The organism is Faecalispora anaeroviscerum (assembly GCF_947568225.1).
Taxonomy (GTDB): Bacteria; Bacillota; Clostridia; order Oscillospirales; family Acutalibacteraceae; genus Faecalispora; species Faecalispora anaeroviscerum.
Genome location: NZ_CANOOQ010000001.1, coordinates 88,836 through 109,322 on the forward strand (window position 1 = coordinate 88,836; position 20,487 = coordinate 109,322).

At 48.1% G+C, this 20,487-nt stretch carries 14 protein-coding genes, 2 pseudogenes and 1 riboswitch; of the genes and pseudogenes, 3 read left to right on the forward strand and 13 right to left on the reverse strand.

From position 1 onward, the window contains the following. Window positions 1-45: 45 nt before the first annotated feature. The 4 genes from QOS46_RS00430 to QOS46_RS00445 all read right to left on the reverse strand — a co-directional run bounded on the left by QOS46_RS00430 (window position 46) and on the right by QOS46_RS00445 (window position 3,533). Window positions 46-333: a hypothetical protein gene (locus QOS46_RS00430; RefSeq protein WP_013623323.1), complete on the reverse strand. Its 288-nt coding sequence runs from the start codon at window positions 331-333 to the stop codon at window positions 46-48. Between the two features lie 78 nt (window positions 334-411). Next, on the reverse strand, window positions 412-1,902 hold the full coding sequence (locus QOS46_RS00435; protein WP_013623324.1) for an antirestriction protein ArdA: 1,491 nt from the start codon (window positions 1,900-1,902) through the stop codon (window positions 412-414). Beyond that, on the reverse strand, window positions 1,895-2,623 hold the full coding sequence (locus QOS46_RS00440; RefSeq protein ID WP_013623325.1) for a DUF4314 domain-containing protein: 729 nt from the start codon (window positions 2,621-2,623) through the stop codon (window positions 1,895-1,897). Before QOS46_RS00440 ends, QOS46_RS00435 begins: the two co-directional genes overlap by 8 nt. Window positions 2,624-2,942: 319 nt before the next feature. Further along, window positions 2,943-3,533 carry a helix-turn-helix domain-containing protein gene (locus QOS46_RS00445; protein WP_013623327.1) on the reverse strand — a complete coding sequence of 197 codons (591 nt, stop codon included), beginning with the start codon at window positions 3,531-3,533 and terminating at the stop codon, window positions 2,943-2,945. 703 nt (window positions 3,534-4,236) lie between these two features. On the opposite strand from QOS46_RS00445, the pseudogene QOS46_RS00450 reads away from it, so the two are divergent. Both QOS46_RS00450 and QOS46_RS00455 read left to right on the forward strand, forming a co-directional pair. Then, window positions 4,237-4,566 (forward strand): annotated as a pseudogene (locus QOS46_RS00450) (type IV secretory system conjugative DNA transfer family protein); the annotation flags it as partial. An 11-nt stretch (window positions 4,567-4,577) separates the two neighbouring features. Then, window positions 4,578-4,897, forward strand: a pseudogene (locus QOS46_RS00455) (helix-turn-helix domain-containing protein). A 23-nt stretch (window positions 4,898-4,920) separates the two neighbouring features. Here QOS46_RS00455 and QOS46_RS00460 read toward each other — a convergent pair. After that, window positions 4,921-5,550 carry a TetR/AcrR family transcriptional regulator gene (locus QOS46_RS00460; protein WP_283606450.1) on the reverse strand — a complete coding sequence of 210 codons (630 nt, stop codon included), beginning with the start codon at window positions 5,548-5,550 and terminating at the stop codon, window positions 4,921-4,923. A gap of 190 nt (window positions 5,551-5,740) precedes the next feature. On the opposite strand from QOS46_RS00460, the gene QOS46_RS00465 reads away from it, so the two are divergent. Continuing rightward, complete coding sequence (locus tag QOS46_RS00465) at window positions 5,741-13,438, forward strand: GLUG motif-containing protein (protein ID WP_283606452.1); 7,698 nt, start codon at window positions 5,741-5,743, stop codon at window positions 13,436-13,438. A gap of 46 nt (window positions 13,439-13,484) precedes the next feature. Continuing rightward, a riboswitch (cyclic di-GMP riboswitch) is annotated at window positions 13,485-13,574 on the forward strand. Between the two features lie 231 nt (window positions 13,575-13,805). On the opposite strand, the gene QOS46_RS00470 is transcribed toward QOS46_RS00465, so the two are convergent. The 8 genes from QOS46_RS00470 to QOS46_RS00500 all read right to left on the reverse strand — a co-directional run bounded on the left by QOS46_RS00470 (window position 13,806) and on the right by QOS46_RS00500 (window position 20,477). Then, window positions 13,806-14,513, reverse strand: coding sequence for an ABC transporter ATP-binding protein (locus tag QOS46_RS00470; RefSeq protein ID WP_283610740.1), 708 nt, complete (start codon window positions 14,511-14,513; stop codon window positions 13,806-13,808). 23 nt (window positions 14,514-14,536) lie between these two features. Further along, window positions 14,537-17,017 (reverse strand): ABC transporter permease, encoded by a 2,481-nt coding sequence (locus QOS46_RS00475; protein ID WP_283606454.1) that lies wholly within the window; start codon window positions 17,015-17,017, stop codon window positions 14,537-14,539. Between the two features lie 41 nt (window positions 17,018-17,058). After that, a complete protein-coding gene (locus tag QOS46_RS14245; protein WP_408611466.1) occupies window positions 17,059-17,154 on the reverse strand; it encodes an FMN-binding protein in 96 nt (31 codons plus the stop codon). Continuing rightward, on the reverse strand, window positions 17,126-17,428 hold the full coding sequence (locus tag QOS46_RS00480) for a hypothetical protein (protein WP_283606456.1): 303 nt from the start codon (window positions 17,426-17,428) through the stop codon (window positions 17,126-17,128). Before QOS46_RS00480 ends, QOS46_RS14245 begins: the two co-directional genes overlap by 29 nt. Before the next feature lie 97 nt (window positions 17,429-17,525). Then, on the reverse strand, window positions 17,526-18,938 hold the full coding sequence (locus tag QOS46_RS00485; protein ID WP_283606458.1) for a sensor histidine kinase: 1,413 nt from the start codon (window positions 18,936-18,938) through the stop codon (window positions 17,526-17,528). Then, window positions 18,939-19,643 carry a response regulator transcription factor gene (locus tag QOS46_RS00490; RefSeq protein ID WP_283606461.1) on the reverse strand — a complete coding sequence of 235 codons (705 nt, stop codon included), beginning with the start codon at window positions 19,641-19,643 and terminating at the stop codon, window positions 18,939-18,941. Then, on the reverse strand, window positions 19,636-19,824 hold the full coding sequence (locus tag QOS46_RS00495; protein WP_283606462.1) for a helix-turn-helix domain-containing protein: 189 nt from the start codon (window positions 19,822-19,824) through the stop codon (window positions 19,636-19,638). The genes QOS46_RS00490 and QOS46_RS00495 overlap by 8 nt, the downstream gene beginning before the upstream one ends. Window positions 19,825-20,078: 254 nt before the next feature. Beyond that, complete coding sequence (locus QOS46_RS00500) at window positions 20,079-20,477, reverse strand: RidA family protein (protein WP_283606463.1); 399 nt, start codon at window positions 20,475-20,477, stop codon at window positions 20,079-20,081. Between the last annotated feature and the right edge of the window lie 10 nt (window positions 20,478-20,487).

Consider the following 20,487-nt stretch of genomic DNA (forward strand, 5'->3'; position numbering starts at 1 on the left):
TTTCTATATTGGGGGTCTAAAAAAGCACAGACATCATTGCCTGTGCTACTTGATTACGCCAAGCTCCCTTAAAACTGTCACACAGTCCTTGGCGCCCTGGATGTACATATGCTGACTGTATTCGCCTAATAAAAGCTGCATGGCTTCAAAGTATGAGTCTGCGATCTGTTTCAGCTCATCATCGTATTTGGGATGATCCTTTAACAGTATTGATGCCTCCAGTTGCTGTTTCATAGCATCTCGGACATCGGCGTTGGATTCCGCCAGCTCTGCAAATGCCGCATTGAGCCGATCATCCAGAGCAGTTTGCAGGGAGTCTTTCCATTGCTCCATTCCGCTCACCTCCTTCAAGCACAACACCATGCCACAGATTTATGAAAATAGCTATACCAAATGCAGACAAAGATTCTGCTATTTCATTTCCATGCCGTGGCTCTGGCTTGGACGGTTAAGGCATTGCTCCACCGTCCGACCATTTTGTTGTTCAAGCAGTCCATAAGGGGTTTCGGCAATGCCGTATTTCTCCATGAGATACCGCCCGTATCCTTCCAAGTTGCAGAATTGCTCCAAGCCATCGTCGCTTTCAAATGACATCATCCTCTGAACTTCCTTTTCAGCGTAATCGGCGGGAGAAGCAGTTTCGGACAGAATCTCAAATTCCCCCGTCAGAAAAGCAAGATCAAGCGCATCCTCTAACGAAATATCCGCAGGGGTTGTTTCCAGCATCGCTTTGTAGGTCAGGACACCATTTTCCTCTTTGATGTGGCGGAGCTGCTGTGCCAATTCATTGACCAAGCCGTATCTGTCGCCCTCCGATTCATATAGGGAATCTTCGATTTTTTCAGTAAGGGAGGGTATCATGCAGTCCGCAGCGGAGAATACACATTCCTCCGGTGATGCTGCTTTCACCGCTTCAACGGCTTGAGAGAGCATCTCATCATCCGCGGGGAGCTTCAGGAAAGCAACCAGATTGTTATCATATTGCGGATCGTTAAAATACCCTTTGGTGATACGGAGAAGCACGGTATAATCCGGTTTTTCCAAGGGGACGGCATCACCGCTATGGTAGGTCTGCGAAATCTCGCCATTTTGGACCACATAGCCATGTGGAGTGAATACGCCACCCTCGCCCTCACGCATCTCTTTGCCAATTTTACCGAAGTCCAGGCATTCGTAAATTTCATCCGGCACATTTTCGAGTTCCGGCACAAAGTCGTTATCCGCATAAAATTTACCGAGGGTGCTGTCGTTATGGGCTTCATAGACGACATGGCAGTCCTTCATGCTGTGGGTCATGTTGATGAGGCGGTCTATTGCGATGGGGGAGTATTGGGTCCGGATGGTATCCATCATGACCATCCCCTCGAAGCAGTCCAGCTCCCATTCGTTTAATGAGGACAAACGCTCGGTCAGATGATTCAGCTCATATAGGTTCGCATTCGTGCCGATAAACTGAGGCAGATAGTCCAGCTCGCAGCCTATGATTTTCGTAGAATAGATGACACGTTTATCGGTGATGCGGGCCTTGTCCAGCGCATCCAATATTTGGTATGGTGTAGCAGGGAGCTTGAGAGTGGAGGAAGTCTCCGCACCAAATGAACCGGGGCGGCTAATTTCCACTTCAAAAATACGGCCGCCTTCCATGCCGGAATGCTCTTGTTGGGAAAGCTGGGGAACATTCCAGCCAAACAGCGCCCCTTGATGCATGGTATCGACCTGTTCGGCTGTAATGCCGTGCTTCTCATTGTAGCTGTTGACAATTACCTGGTTTGCCTTTCTATTCTCCGTGTTGAGTTCGGAGCGGCTGAATCCTGGCTTCCCATATTCAATGCGCATAATTTCGCCATTCGCATTCATGAACAGGCACTGTTCGGGAAGCCTATTCCTTGATTGTTTATCCAAGATGCATTCCTCCCATTTGCTGGCTCATAGCCTCTAATTCATCCTTTGTCGTTATGCTCCAGTCCCTTGACGCCGTCCAAAGGCTGACATATAGTTCATCGCTGCCAATCTTAATCGGATGCTGCTCGAAGCCCTCACCGAAACCATCTGATGCCTGACCAGAAGCATAATCTTTGAGCTGCTCCAGCTCCGCATCATTCAAATCCCCTTGTACCCGGCATTCAGCCACACCCATCAGCTTGTTCCCAACTTGCTCCACTGTGAAAAAGAGGGACTTCACTTTCTGACTTACGCTGTCATCCCCGTGATAATATTCCATGAGTCCTCGTTCCGTTTCCTCCGGCATCCGCTCCTTGAGGATGGCGGCAAGGATTCGGTCGTGATAGGAAAGTATCGTTCCCTGGTCGAGTTCCGAGGGGTATTCCTCCAAAGAGCCCCATTCATCGCGTTCATACTGCATCACAGCCAGAGGCATATACAGCTTTAGCGTTTGGAGGGGCTGTGGGATAACCGAAAATTTATCTACGCCTGGGATGAGAGCGAGGGATCGGCCGTTATCCCATTTCATGTGGAACTGGCCTGCATCGTCAATAAAGTTAATTGTTCCCTCCATACCTGACGGCACAGGCGCATAGGGGTCTTGCATTTCTGTTAACCGAATGCGGGTGCCGGGCGGATACTGTTCTTTTATAAATTTCAGAAATTCTTGCTGATGTCTCATGTGAGTTCCTCCTTTTTCTGCTTATTTCTACTGTGAATCCTCTGCATATCTGTTCTTAGGCAGTCACCCTCGGAGCCGTAACAGATAAATCCATGCGAGGGATATGGGCAGTTGCCACAGCTCTTGAACGGGCCGTGGGGCCGCTCGTCAGGCGGTATTCTGCCTGTTGTTATGATGGAATCCGAATCATAACAAGCTGGTTTTTTATTTTTCTTGTAATGCACTAACATGATTTCCTCCCTTCTGAAAAACAAAAAAAGCCGGGGAATTGAAGCGCATTCTGCACTCCGATTCTCCGGCTCTTTAACTGGATAATTGATTATGAGGTTTTTCGACATTCAGTCGGTGTCTGTCCAACTTGGTACTGTTGTATCAAGTCCATATGCTTCTTTGATTTCTGAGTGATGCGGTGAGCTTTGGTTGCCATGTATTCTATCAGGCAGTCCTTTGGTATCAAGTATTTGTTGTAGTACCACACTCCGAATAATTTCTCTTTGGATATCCATTGTGATACTGCGGTTTGGCTGTAGCCCGTCATTTTTATGACATCGCCCACGGTAAGGGCATCCGGAAAGCTGCTCCACTTTTTCTTTAGCATCTCCATGAATTTACCCGCATCTATTTGAACCTCTGCCCGACGCTTGGGTCTATATTTTATTCCGCTTGAAAAAATTCCGGGAGGTGTCAGCAGGGACTCCGGAGAATCTTCTAAGCGGGTAAGGTATTCTACCACATCCGTTATCCGGATTTTGAACCTACGGGTCTTTTTCCCTGTATCCTCGCAGGGGATATACCCGTTCTCTAAAAGCCATGTGGCTTTTCGTTTGCTTATTCTGCAAATTCTGTAAAATTGGTCGTGACATATCTTTTCCGGGTATTCAGCCAGAAGGTGAGAGTAGTCAGTTGCCATGTCCATCCCTCCAATGCATTGATGGTGCAGACAGATATCAGCTCTGTCTGTTTTGCGTTATTCAGTTTTAATCAATGTCAATGGTAGGGTTCGCTGTGGTTTATGTTTTTATAAATGCCAGGAAACTAAAGTATCTTAAGGTTATTTCGCTGGTTGTTTTTCTACGCTTTTTCTACACTTTGCTCTGAAAACCGTAAAATTCGGGGGTTGAGCCGAAGCGTGGCAACTTCATGGTTTTCGCCCGAAAAGCCTTGATTCATGCGGGTTTGCTGGATTTCAAGGTGTCTCAAAGTCACCTTGATAATCTCATCGGAACTTGCCCTCAAATAACTCGAAATCAGGTAGACCGCAAGGTCTCGTGGGTTCGAATCCCACCGCTTCCGCCAAAATTTTAGGTGATTATAGATGCCATGCGGTCAAAGCCGCATGGCATCCGCCTTTTTGGGATTTTTACTCTCGTTTTTTATGCCTTAATTTTATAGATGACATAGGCCGTTTTTAACATAGCTAATAGATTTGAACCCTCGTAAACAACTATATATGGATTTTCCCACAAATAACGGGTGTGTTTTCAGACGAAGATACACCCGTTTTTTTATGCCCTTTTCCGCTATCTATGAGCTATTCGATCTTCTTCATGGTATCCTGTGTCATTGAAAAAAATGAAAGGAGCTAAGTCTATGAACAGAAAAGAAAACAGATATTGATGACTGCCGACGAACTGAAGGCCATGCCTAAAGGCCACTTTATCGTGACCAAAACAGGCGCTTACCCCATGCGTACACGTCTAAAACTGTTCCTCGAATGGGTCATCACCTTAGGCAAACCGTATGAAATTGCGGATCAGTCGGCCCGAAAGGTGGAATATGCAGACAGGCATGAGCTGGAAGCGGAAATTATCCGCAGAAACGCCGCTTGCGAGGAAACGCCGGAAGAAGCCGGGACAGGTGCGCTACCGGGAGGTATGCAGCATGTGCCGACTCAGCAGCCTGAACCCGTGGTTCATTCAAAAGTGCCTATTCGGATTGAATAAGAGGTGAAGCTGTGGGTTACTTTACATCCCTGTATTCCTTCGAGCTTCCGCACCGGGGGTAGCCGTATACATGTATCTGCGCGACCGATGCGATAAGGACGGCAAATGCTACCCCGCTATTGGTACCATCGCCAAGGAACTGAAGCTGCTCCTCAGCACCGTCAAACGCGCGATTGCAGATCTTGAAAAAAGCGGCTACCTGCGCAGTGAGCAGCGCTGGCGGGAAAACGGCGGCACGAGCAGCAACATGTTTTATCTGACGAAAGTCGATTGTCTGTATGTTGAATTTCAGGATAAAAGATCGTATCTGCCTGGCCACCAAAAGCCTTAAAAATAATAACCGACCAACTGAGTTCAGCCCTCATTAGTCGTGATTCCATACAGCAATAATCTAAAATGCGCCAGAACCTGCTCCTTTAAGTTAAAGTCAGGATAGCGTATGCACCATTCATAGGTAAGCCCTCTGATTTCCATCACAAAATGCTTTGTCAATATTTCAAGAGGCAGAGAAGTTTTGAATTCTCCCCGTTGTATCCCCCGATCAAGTATATCGCTGAAAAGCTTGTATATCCCCCGGCCGTATCCTGTAATAGTATGCATATCCAGCGCATTTGTGAGCTGCAGCTTATAGACGGTCCTCAGGTTGTCATAACCGACCTTGTCCACCATCAAGTCGATGATTTCTCCGATAAAGGCCATAAGGGTATCGGCAGCCGGCAGATCAGGTGGCAAACTATCAAGAAAGGCCGTATAATCCAGATCCAGATGCTCCACATAAGTTGAGAAAAGAGCGATATACAGCGCGTCTTTGGAATCAAAATGCACATAAAATGTGCCTTTGGTTACCCCAGCTGCTTTTGTAATGGCCTCTACGCTGACATCTTTATAATCATATTGCTGAAACAGCTTCTCCGCGCATTCAAATAATCTTTTCTTGGTTTCCGCGCCCTGTTCCTTTGTCCGATTGTTTATTTTCGTTTCCATTGTAATATGCTCCCATATTGATTTTATCATAAAGAAGGTATATAATTTAGCCATCTACTAACCGAGTTTATTAGCGGCGGATTACATCATTATTTTACTACTTACTCATAATAAACACAAGCCGTCAAAAGCCAAGGCATGATGACTTGAAACAGGCTGGTTTACTGGGGGATGAAAGGGAGGAACCCATATGAGGGGAAAAAAGACGCTTCAAAAATGCATGGCCATGATGCTGTCTTTTGTTATGGTTGTGGGATTGACGCCTATTTCAGTCATGGCGGAAACAGGCGGTCTCACTGTTAGCGAAAGCGGTGAAATAATATCCTTTGCACAATTAACACCGGAGATTACGGCTCAAACGGTGCCTCTTGGTACGTCTGAATCTAAACTGAGCCTGCCGGAAACACTGATGGCGGAGGTGCGCCTTTCTTCTGCGGCGGAAGCCGAAGAAACTCCGCAGGAGGAACAGGTGCAGGATTCCGGAGAACCTCAGCAAGCGGAAGAAACAGAAACGGACGAACAAAATACTTTATCAGTTACGGATTCTGTATATACTTCCACAACTACAGATTCGGCACTAACCTTAATTGATGGGGATGAGCCAGAGCAGGACGAACAGCAGGATACCGGCGAGACGGACGTCTCGGAGCCGGTTGCAATGGCTGTCTCAGTTACATGGACAGCCTCACCGGAATATAACGGCGACGCGGCTGACGAGTACATATTTACGCCGACATTGCTGGAGGGCTTTACTCTGGCGGATGGCGTTTCATTGCCCACGATCACCGTGACGGTAGAGCAAGCGGCGTCTTATGGCGAGATCACAGCGTTCGACGCGCTGGCGGATGAGCTGCGCTGGCAAAACACCGTTTCACCCATCCTGCCGGAAACGGTAAGCGGCACCGTCGCGGGAGAAGCCACGGATATTCCCGTCACATGGGAGGCCGACCACAAATACGATGCGGATTCCCCCGCAAAGGGGCTGTATGTATTCACAGCGAAGGTCAGTTCAGGCAATACGGTAGCCGACGGTGTGGAATCGCCCCGGATCACCGTATACATCCCTGCCGTACAGCAGAGGCTACGGTTAATGGCGGGTGCGGGAACATCCGATAGCGCGCTGGAGATCACCACGGCGGCCCAGCTTGCGGAAATTGCCACTCTGGTCAACGCAGGACGGCTGGAAACTTTTTTATTTAACGACAGCGAAGCTACTGTTTACCTGAGATTAGGAAACGACATCGACCTCTCGGACTATGGAGAAAGCTGGAACGACGGCGAGGGTTGGATACCGATCGGGACAAAATCCCACCACTTCAAAGGCATGTTTGATGGGGGCGGAAATACAATAACCGGACTGTATATCAACAACAGCAGCCTATATAATAATACGGGACTGTTCGGCTATATGGACGGCAGTACGGTACAAGACCTTGGCTTGGTGGACGTGAACATCACAGATGACAGCAACTATATTGGCGGTGTGGCAGGCTTCGTTTACAACGGCAGCATAACCAATTGCTATGCCATCGGCACGATCACCGGTTTCAGGTGTGTCGGCGGCATTGTTGGCTCTTTTAGCTCCTATAGTGGCAGTATAACATACTGTTATGCCACCGGTACGGTCACTGGTAGCGAAACTGTCGGCGGCGTTGTTGGCGAGTTTAGAAACCATCTTAATGGCAGTAGCAGTATAACCAATTGCTATGCTTCAGGCGAGGTCATCGGAGGAGGAAGCGGATATTTTGGCGGCGTGGCTGGCTCTGTTTACAACGGCAGCATAACCAACTGTTACTCGACATGTACGGTCAGCGGCAATAATGATGTCAGCGGCGTGGTGGGCGATTTAGAAATGGATAGCAAGATGCAAGATTGCGTCGCATTAAATCTCAGCGTCAGCGGTCGCAGTTTTGTCGGACGCGTAGCGTATGCTGATTATGGTACTCTCTCAGGTAACGCGGCATTTTCCGGCATGACAGTCACGGAAAACAGCGCTCCAAAATCAATTATAAGTGATGCGGGCGGCATAGACGGCGCGGATATGGACGCAGCGGCCATCAAAGCGGACGGCTCGCTGGGCGGGCGCTTCACTGAAGAAAACGGCTGGACGGTTGAGAATGGAAAGCTACCGGGTATAGGCAAAGCGGCAGAGATACCCGACTATATCATGGGTGGCAGCGACCCCATTTTTTTAGGAAAGGGCACGCCGGAAAACCCCTATCAAATCAGTACCGCCGCACAGCTTGCTAAGCTCGCGGAGCTGGTGAATGCGGGCGATACAAATTACAATGCCAAATACTATAAGCTTACGGCAGATATCGACCTTTCCGTTTACAATGCCTCCAACACCGGCTTTAACGGCGGTAAGGGCTGGATACCGATTGGAACAAATTACAATCATGCTTTTGTAGGTTCGTTTGACGGCAACGAAAAAACAATAACAGGACTATTTATCAACAACAGCGCCTTGTATAATGTGGGACTGTTCGGATACGTAAAGAACGGCACGGTGCAAAAACTTGGCGTGATGGGTGCAAGCATCACTGGCGACAGCAATATCGGTGGCGTATCAGGCTTTGTGTATAATGGCAGCGTAACCAACTGCTATGCCACCGGTACGGTCACTGGCAGCAAAACTGTCGGCGGTGTGGTGGGTTTTGTGTATGGCGGCAGTACGGTGCAATATTGCTATGCCACCGGTACGGTCACTGGTAGCGAAACTGTCGGCGGTGTGGCGGGCGATGTTAGCATGAGCAGTTTACAAAACTGCTATTCTACAGGTACGGTCAACGGCAATCTGTCTGTCGGCGGCATATCTGGATGCGCTATCGCATCCAGTAGCTTAACCAATTGTGCCGCTCTAAACCCAAGCGTCAACTGCGGCAGCAATGTGGGGCGTGTGGTAGGGCTGCTAAACTCTGGCACTCTATCGGGCAACTGCGCATTTTCCGGTATGACAGTGAACGGCAGCACGGTCTCCAGCGATGATGCGGCCAGTCTGAACGGAGCGGATAAGGACGCCGCCGCAATCGCCGGAGCGAGTTTCTTCCAAAACTTGTTCGGCAATGATTCCGCATGGATCTATGCCGACGGGAAGCTGCCGATTCTCGCGGGCTTTGCGGAAGGCACGCAGGACGCTGTCATTCCCTATTACATCAGCGGCAGCTATTTCGGCGGCGGGGACGGCTCCAGCGAGGCGCAGGCTTACAAAATCTCCACCGCCGCGCAGCTTGCAAAGCTGGCGGAGCTGGTCAATGCAAGAGATATAAACTACTTCTACGGTAAATGTTACAAGCTCACCGCAGACATCGACCTCTCCGGTTACAATGCATCCAACACCGGCTTTAACGCCGGCAAAGGCTGGGTGCCGATTGGGATGAAAAATTACTATTTTCATGGCACGTTTGACGGTAACGGACATACAATAACCGGACTTTATATCAATAATAACAACTTGAGTATAGCGGGGCTGTTCGGCTATATGGACGGCAGTACGGTGAAAAATCTTAGCGTTACGGGTGCTGAGATTACTGGAAAAGACTTAGTCGGCGGCGTGGCAGGCCATATGGTTGATACAAGCGTAACCAATTGCTACGTCACCGGAACGGTTACCGGCAACAACTTTGTTGGCAGCATTTCTGGTAGTAATAGCAGGGGCAATATGAACAACTGCTATTCCACTGGCGCTGTCAATGGTAACTACTACGTTGGTGGTGTGGTGGGAAATAGCGATTGTGTAACCAACTGTTATTCTACCGGCGCTGTCAACGGTAACAGCATCGTTGGTGGTGTGGTGGGTTATATTGAAAGCGGTTGTATAACCAACTGCTATTCTACTGGCGCTGTCAGTGGTAACGGCATCGTTGGTGGTGTGGTGGGGAAAAACAGCGGAGGGGTAACTAGCTGCATCGCCCTGAATCCAAACGTCAGCGGCAGTATTAACATCGGATGCGTGGTTGGGCAAAATTTAAAAACTCTATCCGGTAACTATGCCTTTTCCGGGATTACGGGCGGCGGCAGTGATAAAACCGCAAGCGGCCTTGATGGTGCGGATATCACCGTTTCACAGATTAATACTGCCTCTTTCTGGATAGATGCGGGCATTTGGGGTACCTCCGGCTGGGATTCCGCCTTCTGGACAATACAGGACGGCAAGTTGCCCATTCTGAAAAATGTAGGTGGCGTACAGTCCGGCGACAGCGGCCTGTATCTGACCATGCGGGATATCCAATATGCTGATATAGGTACTGGTGCCTCCTACACCTACACCGGCAGCCTGATTACTCCGGTCGTTAAATTTGATGGTGCGACGCTGGTGAAGGATGAGGATTATGAGGTATCTATCACCAGTATAGACGGCGAAGGCACCAGTGCAGGTACGCAGACAGGAATTGTCAGTCTGACAATCTCCGGCAAGGGTAACTTTAGCGGCACCGAATCTGTGACATATATAATTAACAAGGCCCCCGCGCCCACCCTCGTATGGCCTGTGGCAGCAAGCATTACCTTCGGCAACACGCTGTCGGATTCCGCGCTGACAGGCGGCTCTGCCGCCTACGGCAGCTTCGCGTGGACAGACGGCGATACAGTTCCTCCTGTAGGGAACGGCAGCTACAGCGTGACCTTTACACCCAACGCGGCTACCGCGGCGAATTATGAGGCCATCACGGAAACCAGCAAAACTGTGGAAATCACCGTGAATAAGGCTCCCGCACCCGCCCTATCGTGGCCTGTGGCAGCAAGCATTACCTACGGCGATACGCTGTCGGATTCCGTGCTGACAGGCGGCTCCACCGCCTACGGCAGTTTCGAGTGGACAAACGGCGACACGGTTCCCACAGTAGAAAACAGCGGCTACGGCGTGACCTTTACGCCCAGCGCGGCTACCACTGCGAACTACGAGGCTATTACGGAAACCATCAAAGCCGTGGAAATCACCGTGAACAAGGCCCCCGCGCCTAGCCTCGTTTGGCCTGCGTCAGCGGCTGTCACATACGGCGCTAAGCTGTCGGATTCTGCGCTGACAGGCGGTTCCACCGTCTACGGCAGCTTCGCGTGGACAAACGGCAACACTATCCCCACTGTAGAAAACAGCGGTTACAGCGTGACCTTTACACCCAACGCGGCTACCACGGAGAATTATGAGGCCATCACGGAAACTACCAAAACTATGGAAATCACCGTGAATAAGGCTCCCGCGCCTAACCTCGTTTGGCCTGCGGCAGCGACTGTCACGTACGGCGACACACTGTCGGATTCCGCGCTGACAGGCGGTTCCACCGCCTACGGTAGCTTCGCGTGGACAGATGGCAATACGGTTCTCACCGTAGGGAACAGCGGCTACAGCGTGACCTTTACGCCCAGCGCGGCTACCGCGGCGAACTACGAGGCTATCACGGAAACCACCAGAGCCGTGCAAATCACCGTGAATAAGGCTCCCGCGCCTACGCTTTCACCGCAGACAATCAGCATTTACAGGGGAACGGCCAGCACCGGCAATACGATCGATCTGGCGGCGCTGTTGCCCGCTGACCGCGGCACGACCAGCTATAGCGTCACTAGCTCAAACACGCTGGTCCAACACGTTTCTGTAAACGCTTTCGGCCACATGAACTTTGATATCTTAAGCTCCGACAGCGTCACTACGGAGAATGTTACTGTCGAAGTGGAAATGCGGAATTATGAAGATGCTGTGCTTACCGTTACGGTAAGCTTCGTGAACAAAAAGGTTCCGGTAGTCACACCGTCCGTCAGCGGCTCTCTCAGCTATGGCCAGCCGCTTTCAACGCTGACCACCAATGCTACCGCCTTAGAGGACAATGGCTCGACCCCGGTTTCCGGCAGCATCGTATGGAATGACCCGAGCAGCAAACCGGCTGTAGGCGCTCCAGCCCAGAGCTGGACGTTTACGCCTAGCGACACAGGCGTTTATGAAATTGTGACTGGCACGGCGGCTATTACCGTAAACAAGGCGGCACCGCAGGGAACCCCGGCAATCACACAGATTTCCATACCGGGCAAAACCCTGTTCCATGCGGTTCTCACTGGCAGCTTTACAAACCCTTATGACGGTTCGCCGATTTCCGGCACCTTGAACTGGGATCTCCCCGATACGACGGCTGTCACGCATGGTACAGCCTATAACTGGACGTTTACACCGGATGATACCACCAACTACAGTGTCAGGACCGGTTCCCTGACGCCTTATCTCGGCAGCACAGGCGGCGATTCTTCTTCCGGCGGAAGCTCCGACAGTGACTCACCCGTAACTCCCGTAACGAAAGCACCGGAAAAAAGACCCGACCAGCCGGTAACGGCTTCTGTGTCTATAACAGCAGTAGGCACGAAAGATACAGTCGGCGCGGCCATCCCGGATAAGGTTATCACCGACGCCATCGCCAAAGCGCAGTCTGAGGCGAAAGCACAGGGCAAAACCGCGGACGGTATCTCCGTGGCACTGAACATCACCGCGCCACAGGGAACCTCTACGCTTTCCGCGACCCTTTCGCAAACCGCGCTGAAAGCTCTTGTTGACGCGAGCGTAACCAGCCTAGAAATCAACTGCCTACCCGTCAACGTGAGCTTTGATCAGAAGGCACTTCGTACAATCCAGTCGCAAAGCAGCGGCAATGTCACCATTACCGCTGCTACGAAAAAGGATATTTTGGGTAGCGCCAAAACCATGATCGGCACAAGGCCGGTCTACAACATCACGGTGAGCTACACCGCAAACGGCAGCGCCTTCACCATGACGAACCTCAGCGGCGGCACCGCGACGGTTTCCATCCCCTATACTCCGGCGCAGGGCGAATCGGCGGGTTATCTGTATGGGGTGTATGTGGACGGAAGCGGCAATGCCACCCGCATTGACGGTTCCTCCTATGACGCGAACAGCGGCTGTCTGATTTTCAACACCGGTCACCTTTCCATTTACGGCGTGGGCTATACCGCGCCAAGCGCAAAATTCACGGACATCTCCGGCCATTGGGCCAAAGACGCCATCGACTATGTGGTAGGGAGGGGGCTGCTTTCAGGGACCTCAGACACCATCTTCTCCCCAGATATCGCCATGACGCGCGGGATGCTGGTGACAGCCCTGGGCAGACTGGCCGGTGTGGACGCCAAGCTCTATACCGCCAACAGCTTTACGGACGTGAAAGCGGGAAGCGCCTTCCAGCCTTACATTGAGTGGGCGTATCAGAAAGGGATTGTTCAGGGCATCGGAGGCGGCCAGTTCGCCCCCGACCGCGCCGTAACCCGCGAGGAAATCGCAGTGATTCTGCAAAATTACGCCAAGGCGACAGGTTACACCCTGCCAGTTACCCGTGTGGCCGTGACCTTTGCGGACAGCAGCAGCATCGGCAACGCCTACAAGGACGCGGTAACAGCCATGCAGCAGGCCGGTATCATGCTGGGTGAAAACAACAACAAATTTAGTCCCAAAGCGGGCGCCACCCGCGCGGAAGTTGCCGCCATGCTGACCCGGTATATCAAGCTGACCATCGACCCTGCAACCGCGCAGGGCTGGGCTAAGAATGATTCCGGCCAGTGGATGTATTTCAAAGACGGCAAAGCCCTCATTGGTTGGCAGACCATCAACGGTAAGATTTATTGCTTTGACAGCAGCGGCGGCGCCTATGCCAACGGTTGGCGGCAAAACAGCCAAGGTGAGTGGTTTTACCTGACAGCGGATGGAAGCGCGGCACGCGACTGGAAAGACATCGGCGGTCACCGCTATTATTTCGGCGCCGACGCCGTGATGATAGCCGGTAAATGGCTGGAAATCGACGGCAAGTGGTATTACTTCTACGCTGATGGGTTCCTTGCCCGAAGTACCACCATTGACGGCTACAAGGTGGATGAAAACGGGGCAAGAAAGGTCGAGTAAAGCGTCGCACTATTCCAAAAGACGATGAGATTATAACAAAACATAATAAAGCCAAGGGCGAACCCGTCAAAAGATGGGGACGCAAAGCCGTAGGGTCTAAGGCGCTGAAAAGCGTTATGATAGCCTGGTTGCCAAAAGCTATGTAAAAGTCTGCCCTTTTTTTACAGGGGCAGGCTTTTTGCACTCTCTGTGGCTTTTGTCATACGGCCCTCCACTAATGAGCAGAGGTGTAGTCTGTAGAGACCAACACATAAGAGATCCCCCAAAACTTTACGGGTTTGGAGGGTTAAGGAATCTAGGCATAGATAAAGCCCCGCCAAACTCACGTTTTTTTAATTTGGCGGATGGTGGTTATATCGGTGTAGGGTTATTCAGACAATGCTATGGCCTGTTCAATTACTCCGTCTTGGACTGTAATGACCCGGCTGCTGCTTTTGGCAGCTTCCGGCGAATGTGTTACCATGATGATTGTTTGTCCACTTTCCCGGTTAATGTTGCGTAACAGGTGCATGATTTCTGCCCCGGTTTTGCTGTCCAGATTTCCCGTTGGTTCGTCTGCAAACAGAATTTCAGGGCTTCCGATCAATGCGCGGGCAATTGCCACACGCTGCTGCTGTCCTCCTGACAATTCGCGGGGAGTATGCCTACGCCTGTCAGATAAGCCCACCACTTCTAAGATGTGATTTAACTGTTTCTTGTAATCCCTCATTTTCTTGCCATCCAGAAGCAAGGGGAGCATAATGTTTTCTTCTACATTCAGGTTAGGAATAAGATTATAAAACTGAAATACAAAGCCTATATTTTGCCGCCGTATTCTGCTCATTTTTTCATCTTCCAAGTGGGATATATCTGTGCCGTTGAGATGAACGGAGCCGCCAGTCGGAGCGTCCAGACCCCCAAGAATATAAAGGAGCGTGCTTTTTCCGGAGCCGGACGGCCCCATGATGGATACAAATTCTCCCTGCACAACCTGCAAGGATACGTCTTTCAATACCTTTGTTGTGGTATTGCCAAGCCGAAAATCTTTCACAATATGTTTGCCTTCAACGGCAATATTACCGACTAATGGTTTCATTTGTAAGACCTCCAATCTCTCTATTACTCAAATTTAATTTCTTCTACTAATTTCATCTGACGGCTTTTGAAAATCGGAACGACAGAGCCAAATAAAGTGACCAGTATTCCCATAGCCCCGGCCATGAGAAATGTCTTTGCACTAAGCTGCGGCACCATTGAGATTTTTGGGCCAGCCACAAGAAAAATCGTTTGTATTTCCATATAGGAAACGAAGATAGCGATTACCGCACCAATCAGGCCGGAGGAAAACCCCTCAATCAACGTCATTCTCATATTCTGACGATTGCTCAATCCAACGGATTTATACATAGCGATTGCGCGGCGCTTTTGCATATAGTTAATCAGAAGATTATTGATAACGCCCACCGTTGCCAGCAGCAAAATGAAGTAGGTCATGCTGTGCATAGGTTGTAAAAAAGCTCCCACAGTGGAAAGAGCGTCCGTGTTAAATTCCTCCACCGTCCGGCTCCAATTTGAGGTATCTCCGAACAAGTCACGGATTTGTACCATGATTGCATCTGGGTCAGCGGCAGTATAGGCTAAAAATCCATAGGTAGCCTTGCCAAAATCGGAAACCGCATAGGTCGAAGGAATGACCGCTTCCACATCCGTTGCCCTCGACTTGAAACTGCCGACTACAACATAAGAGTTAGCTGCGGCTCCATTTGACAAGGTGAGCGTATCACCTACGGAAAATCCCATCCGTTCCATACAGCTTTCGCTTAATATAATTGACCGTTTTGCGGCAAATGCAGAAATAGCCTGTTCCTGCATACTGCTTTCTGTGTAGTGAAGTGCCAACATGGAGCTATACCATTCCAGATTGTCCGTTGCTTCAAGTCGTGAGAAAGTAATACCGTTCCCTTGCGCCTCATTCTCAAACACAAAAAGGGGCAGTACCTTTTCAATGCCGTCCATGTTTTCCACCTTCTCCACAAAGTCCGGCTCCATTTGTCCGTCAGCAAAACCTTCTAACTCTGCACCGTTGAATACGTCGCTGATATAGGTGGTTACAAAATTCCCCACAACGCTGATTGCTATGACCGCGGAAATGCTGATAAAAAGCAGTGTAATGTTCTGTGCAATGCTTTTGTTGTCCCGCATGTTCCGGGCGGCAAGTCTACCTTCATTTTTAAAAATCAGGCCATACAAGCGTTCCAGTCCCATAGAAATCAGGTTTGTCAAAATAGGAATGATAAGTATCGTTGCGGCAATCAGTCCCAACAAGGAAAAAGCACCCGCGAGATATAACATATTTCCAGAAACAATCTTTGGCAGAAAAACAGAAACCAAAAACAGGACAATTCCGATCCCAACGATAAAGCGTCGGGGGATGCGTTTTTCCTCTACAGTTCCAAGCACAACGTCCTTGATTGGCAGGCGGCTTGCCCGGCGTACCGGGAGCCATGCACTCAGCAGAGAAACGGCAATAGCCACAGTAAAGGGAATTATGATACTGAACGGTGAAATAACAACGGGGATTTCAATTCCCTGCGACAGAGATTGCCCCATGCCCTGTAAAATCAATTTCAGCACAAACATTCCTACCGGAATACCTATCAGTCCCCCCAGACCGCCATATAGCAAGCTTTCCAAAAGAAGAATGCGGGTAACCGCTTTTTGGGTTGCTCCAATGCTGCGAAACGTCCCGATTACCGGCAGTCGGTCTAGCGTGATTACCTTGTAGCTACTGTAAATGATAAAGATGCTAATTGTCAGAGAGAAAAAGCTGATTAGGAAAAACGGCATAGACTTTTGCCTTGCGTCGGCTGTGATTTGTGCTTCGTTTACAATCTTGGACACCTGATATTTGCTGTCAGGAAGCGTCGCCGTCAGCTCGCTTATCAAATCACCTGTAGAGACACCATCTGAGGGTTTTATTAGAATCTCGCTATATCCGTCCGTTTGTCCTAAAAGTTCAGTCAATGTAGAAAGAGGCAAAAGAGCCGTTGCGCCCCTTGTATGCCTCAAAAAGACAGTATCATAGGCGGCAATTTCCGCTACTTCAAAACTGACAGGGCTTCCATTGATTTGCAGGGTAATGGTATCACCTTTTTCAATTCCATATTTTGAAGTAAACCGATCCGGCAGAATAATTTTGTTACCGGAGAAGTCAGTGATTTCTACACCATCTAACAAACGCGGCTTATTGATTTGGTTAAGCTGCGAGAGGTCAGCAGCGATCAGGTCAACCGTTTCATAATAGCCATTTTCGTGATATAAGGAACTTTCCTCCAGCATACCCACACTTGCCCCAATAGAGGATAAATCGGGAATTGCACTTATATCAATTCCGTTCGTATCATCTGTGACGGTAACGGAAATCGTTGCGCTTCCCGCCATGTCCTGTGCCATTTTCCGCTGTGCGCTTTCATAGGACGCACCAATAGAAAAAGACACAAACAGCAATGTAGTAGATAGAAGTATCGACAGCATCATAACGACTGTTCTTGTTTTGCGTTCTTTTACATTCGTCAGAATGTACTTCAATATGATTTTCAATCAAACACCTACTTTCTGTTGGAGATAAACCATTTAGCCACCTATTCCAATGCGTTTTCTATTGCTTTCAAAACGGTATCGCTGGTGGGGGCTGCCCCTGAAACAGCGTCAACGTCCAAAGATTGCCCGGAACTCATCAGCGGCAATTTGTCTGGCCTGCTCCATATTAGATGATTTATGTTCCAGAATTTCGATGCTGGTTATTTCATGGTCTTTTACATCTACCCTTACAACAGCCAACAAAATTTTGTTTTGGCATATTCCGATATACTCCCCGTCAGCCACCATATCCAAATCAACAGACCCAATCTCTAAGGTCTGCGGTCGTAGCAGGAATGCTACAGCCACAAATGCAACAAGGAGCGTAATAGCCGTAGTAGCCACGAATGGCAGCATCTTTTTCAATTTCATTTTTTCACCTCCTGACATATAAAAAAGGTTGGCAGCTATCATAATCAAATGATAAACCGTCAACCTTAATCTATTTTTCAGGCAACCTTAATTAACCTTAATTGATGGGGAATTGTATTTGAAAAGCGGTTCCAATACCCGGTATGCTGGATACGGAAATTGTGCCTCCATGAAGCTCGACAATGCTTTTCGTAATGGCAAGACCTAAACCGGTTCCCTCTAGCTTATGCTCCGTGTTGGTTCCCCGATAGTAACGCTGAAAGAGCAAGCCTGCTTCCTCTGCGGTCATTCCCTTTCCATTATCAGACACAACAATTTTAAGTATGGTATCAGAAACGGAAATTTGCAGGGTGATTTCCGTATTTTCCTCCCCATGCACAAACGCATTGATGATTAAATTCTGAAAGGCTCTTATCAAAAGCGTTTGATCGAAAGAAAACCAAACCGTTTCTCCAGTGGTTTCAAAATGGATGGTTCGGTGCTCATATTCGGGATTATTTAAAATATCAATTACCAATTCCTTTAAGAAGCGGATGAAATTTTGCTCCTGTCGTTTCAAGGGAATCATACCATTTTCTAATTGATAGGTTAGTTTCAAATCGTCAATCAGCGTTTCCATATAAGCAACATTTTTTAACATGACCAGTGCATACCGCTTACATTGTTCCTCGGTTTTGGTGCCATGCTCCTGTAATATCTCAGCATAGCCTTTAATGGGTGACAAAGGCGTTTTCAGATCATGGGTGATGTTGGCAATCCATTCCTTGCGCGTTTTTTCTGTCTGCTCTCGCAATTTGTCACTTGCCTTAATCTCTGTGTCCAAGGTGTTTAAACTGTCATATATGTCCCTGAAAGTGCCGTGAGCTTGGATGGGAAAATAACTGCGTGTTGCAATCTCCCTGATAGAAGCGGTTAGACGGTTCATTATCCGCGTTGTCCAAAATCCATAGATAATTCCCGAAACAAGAATAACAATAAACAGTATGCCAACAATGAAGATGATAATTGTTTTCCCGCCTGTAAATCTTTCTGCATTTAAATACATGGTTATCTTTGAGATTTTTACAGGGAAATGGAGGATATATGCATAGTCGTTTCCATCGTTTGTAACCGTTCCGATGAAAGAAGTGGATTTGCTGTCTTTTAATTGTCCTGTTTGGTAAAGATACAAAAACTCGGTGGTGGAATAAGTATTATCAGCCTGTTCGGGTTTTTGATAGCTGAATATTTCATAGCCGGAATGATCTAAAATTTGCAGCCCGATATCGTTCTTCTGCAACAGTTCTATTCCGCTTTGTTTGACCTGTGCTTTATTATTAATAAAAATAATTTGCGCCCTGAAATCCTCTGTAAATGATTTCGGCCAATCGCTCTTTATCGTGGAGCCGCCCGGTGTTTGAACGGTAACTAATAAATAGAAAAGGCTAATCGCTGCGATAATCGCCCCAAGCAGCGCTAAGAAGAAAATCAGGTAAATATGAAAAATTGTGCGGTAGCCGGATTTCTTCATCTAATCAGTCCTTTTCTTTAACTTGTACCCCAAGCCTTTCACCGTAATAAGCTGTTGCGGGTTTGAGGGAGTATCCTCAATCTTTTCGCGGATATGCCGTATATGAACCATAATGGTATTATCACAAATGCTGCTATATTCGCCCCAAACCTGTTCATATAAACGTTCTTTGCTGATAATTTTATCGGCGTTCTCCATTAGATAAGACAAAAGCAGAAATTCACGCCCGGTCAGGCTGATTTCCTGTCCTGATTTATAAACCCGACAGCTTTCCCTATCGAGAGAAAGAGGGCCGACACTCAAAGTATCGTTAGAGCTTGAATCTGGTGTAACCTGATACTGTTGACGGCGAAGCTGCGCTTTAATACGGAAAACAACTTCCCGTGGGCTGAATGGTTTGGTAATGTAATCATCACCGCCGCAGGAAAGGCCAAGTATTTTATCAATGTCATCATTTTTGGAGGAAAGAAACAGAATGGAACAATAGGAAAATTCCCGTATTTTTTTGCACACCTCTAAGCCGTCAAGGTCTGGAAGCATAATATCCAAAACAACAACGTCAGGCTGAAATTCCAGACAAATTTGTAACGCCTCCAGCCCTGTATACGCTTTCTGAATGGCCTGAAAACCATCTTGTTGCAATACTTCTTGTATCAGATCAACAATATCCTTTTCGTCATCTACCAATAAGATTTTACTATTCATTTGTATCACCTGATTTTTGTCTTAGCCTACCATCAATAGGTTTTTTAGCATCCCTTGGTATCATCCATACTCGACTAAATCGAACGGCACCCTCAACCCTATTTTCTTCACAGAGCTTCTGAACCCAGCGTTCTGTGATACTCCATTTTTCAGCTGCTTCCCGCACAGTCATATAGTCCATTTCATTGCATCCTTTCAAGGTATATGTATTTATTGTATTCGTTTAACCGAATTAAAACAAGAGAATAAACCTTAAATTTTCTACTTGGCGGCCTCCTTTCTGTTTTTTTGGGGCAATAGAAAAGGGCGATCACAATTGTGATCGCCCGAAAATGAACAATAATCTATCAATCATCTTGACTACTAATTTTTCCAATACTCATAATTTGCTATGGGGTTATTACAGCGCTCTGTTTCATAAGGTGTGCTTCTTCATTATCCCGCAGCCCATATTTCTATTTCTATTTTTATTGCTTCCAAACCTAAAGCATTTACATAAGCAATTGTCATAGAAGGAGGGATTTCTCCGAAAAAATCACCATATATCTTATCGAAATACTCCCAATCAATTTCTTCTTTTGACCATATATTTACCTTTATAATATTATCCGGCCCCAAATCAACACTGTTAAGTAGATTTGATATATTTATAAATGTATTATTTACTTGTTGATTAAACTCTTCAGGAATATTTCCGTCTAAATCTGCTCCAATTTGTCCTGAAAATGTATAAATCGTTGAATTGGGTTTAATCTTTGTTATATGAGTATAATTCCCTACGGCTTTGCTTATTCTTCCTGATGAAGATAATCTTGTAACTACCTTGTTATTCATTCGATAACAT

Excerpts from the sequence above, each read along its gene's own strand:
- QOS46_RS00430 (WP_013623323.1), bottom strand. The coding sequence starts at position 333 with ATGGAGCAATGGAAAGACTCCCTGCAAACTGCTCTGGATGATCGGCTC.
- QOS46_RS00440 (WP_013623325.1), bottom strand. The coding sequence starts at position 2,623 with ATGAGACATCAGCAAGAATTTCTGAAATTTATAAAAGAACAGTATCCG.
- QOS46_RS00445 (WP_013623327.1), bottom strand. The coding sequence starts at position 3,533 with ATGGCAACTGACTACTCTCACCTTCTGGCTGAATACCCGGAAAAGATA.
- QOS46_RS00460 (WP_283606450.1), bottom strand. The coding sequence starts at position 5,550 with ATGGAAACGAAAATAAACAATCGGACAAAGGAACAGGGCGCGGAAACC.
- QOS46_RS00465 (WP_283606452.1), top strand. The coding sequence starts at position 5,741 with ATGAGGGGAAAAAAGACGCTTCAAAAATGCATGGCCATGATGCTGTCT.
- QOS46_RS00470 (WP_283610740.1), bottom strand. The coding sequence starts at position 14,513 with ATGAAACCATTAGTCGGTAATATTGCCGTTGAAGGCAAACATATTGTG.
- QOS46_RS14245 (WP_408611466.1), bottom strand. The coding sequence starts at position 17,154 with ATGAGTTCCGGGCAATCTTTGGACGTTGACGCTGTTTCAGGGGCAGCC.
- QOS46_RS00480 (WP_283606456.1), bottom strand. The coding sequence starts at position 17,428 with ATGAAATTGAAAAAGATGCTGCCATTCGTGGCTACTACGGCTATTACG.
- QOS46_RS00485 (WP_283606458.1), bottom strand. The coding sequence starts at position 18,938 with ATGAAGAAATCCGGCTACCGCACAATTTTTCATATTTACCTGATTTTC.
- QOS46_RS00490 (WP_283606461.1), bottom strand. The coding sequence starts at position 19,643 with ATGAATAGTAAAATCTTATTGGTAGATGACGAAAAGGATATTGTTGAT.
- QOS46_RS00495 (WP_283606462.1), bottom strand. The coding sequence starts at position 19,824 with ATGGACTATATGACTGTGCGGGAAGCAGCTGAAAAATGGAGTATCACA.
- QOS46_RS00500 (WP_283606463.1), bottom strand. The coding sequence starts at position 20,477 with ATGAATAACAAGGTAGTTACAAGATTATCTTCATCAGGAAGAATAAGC.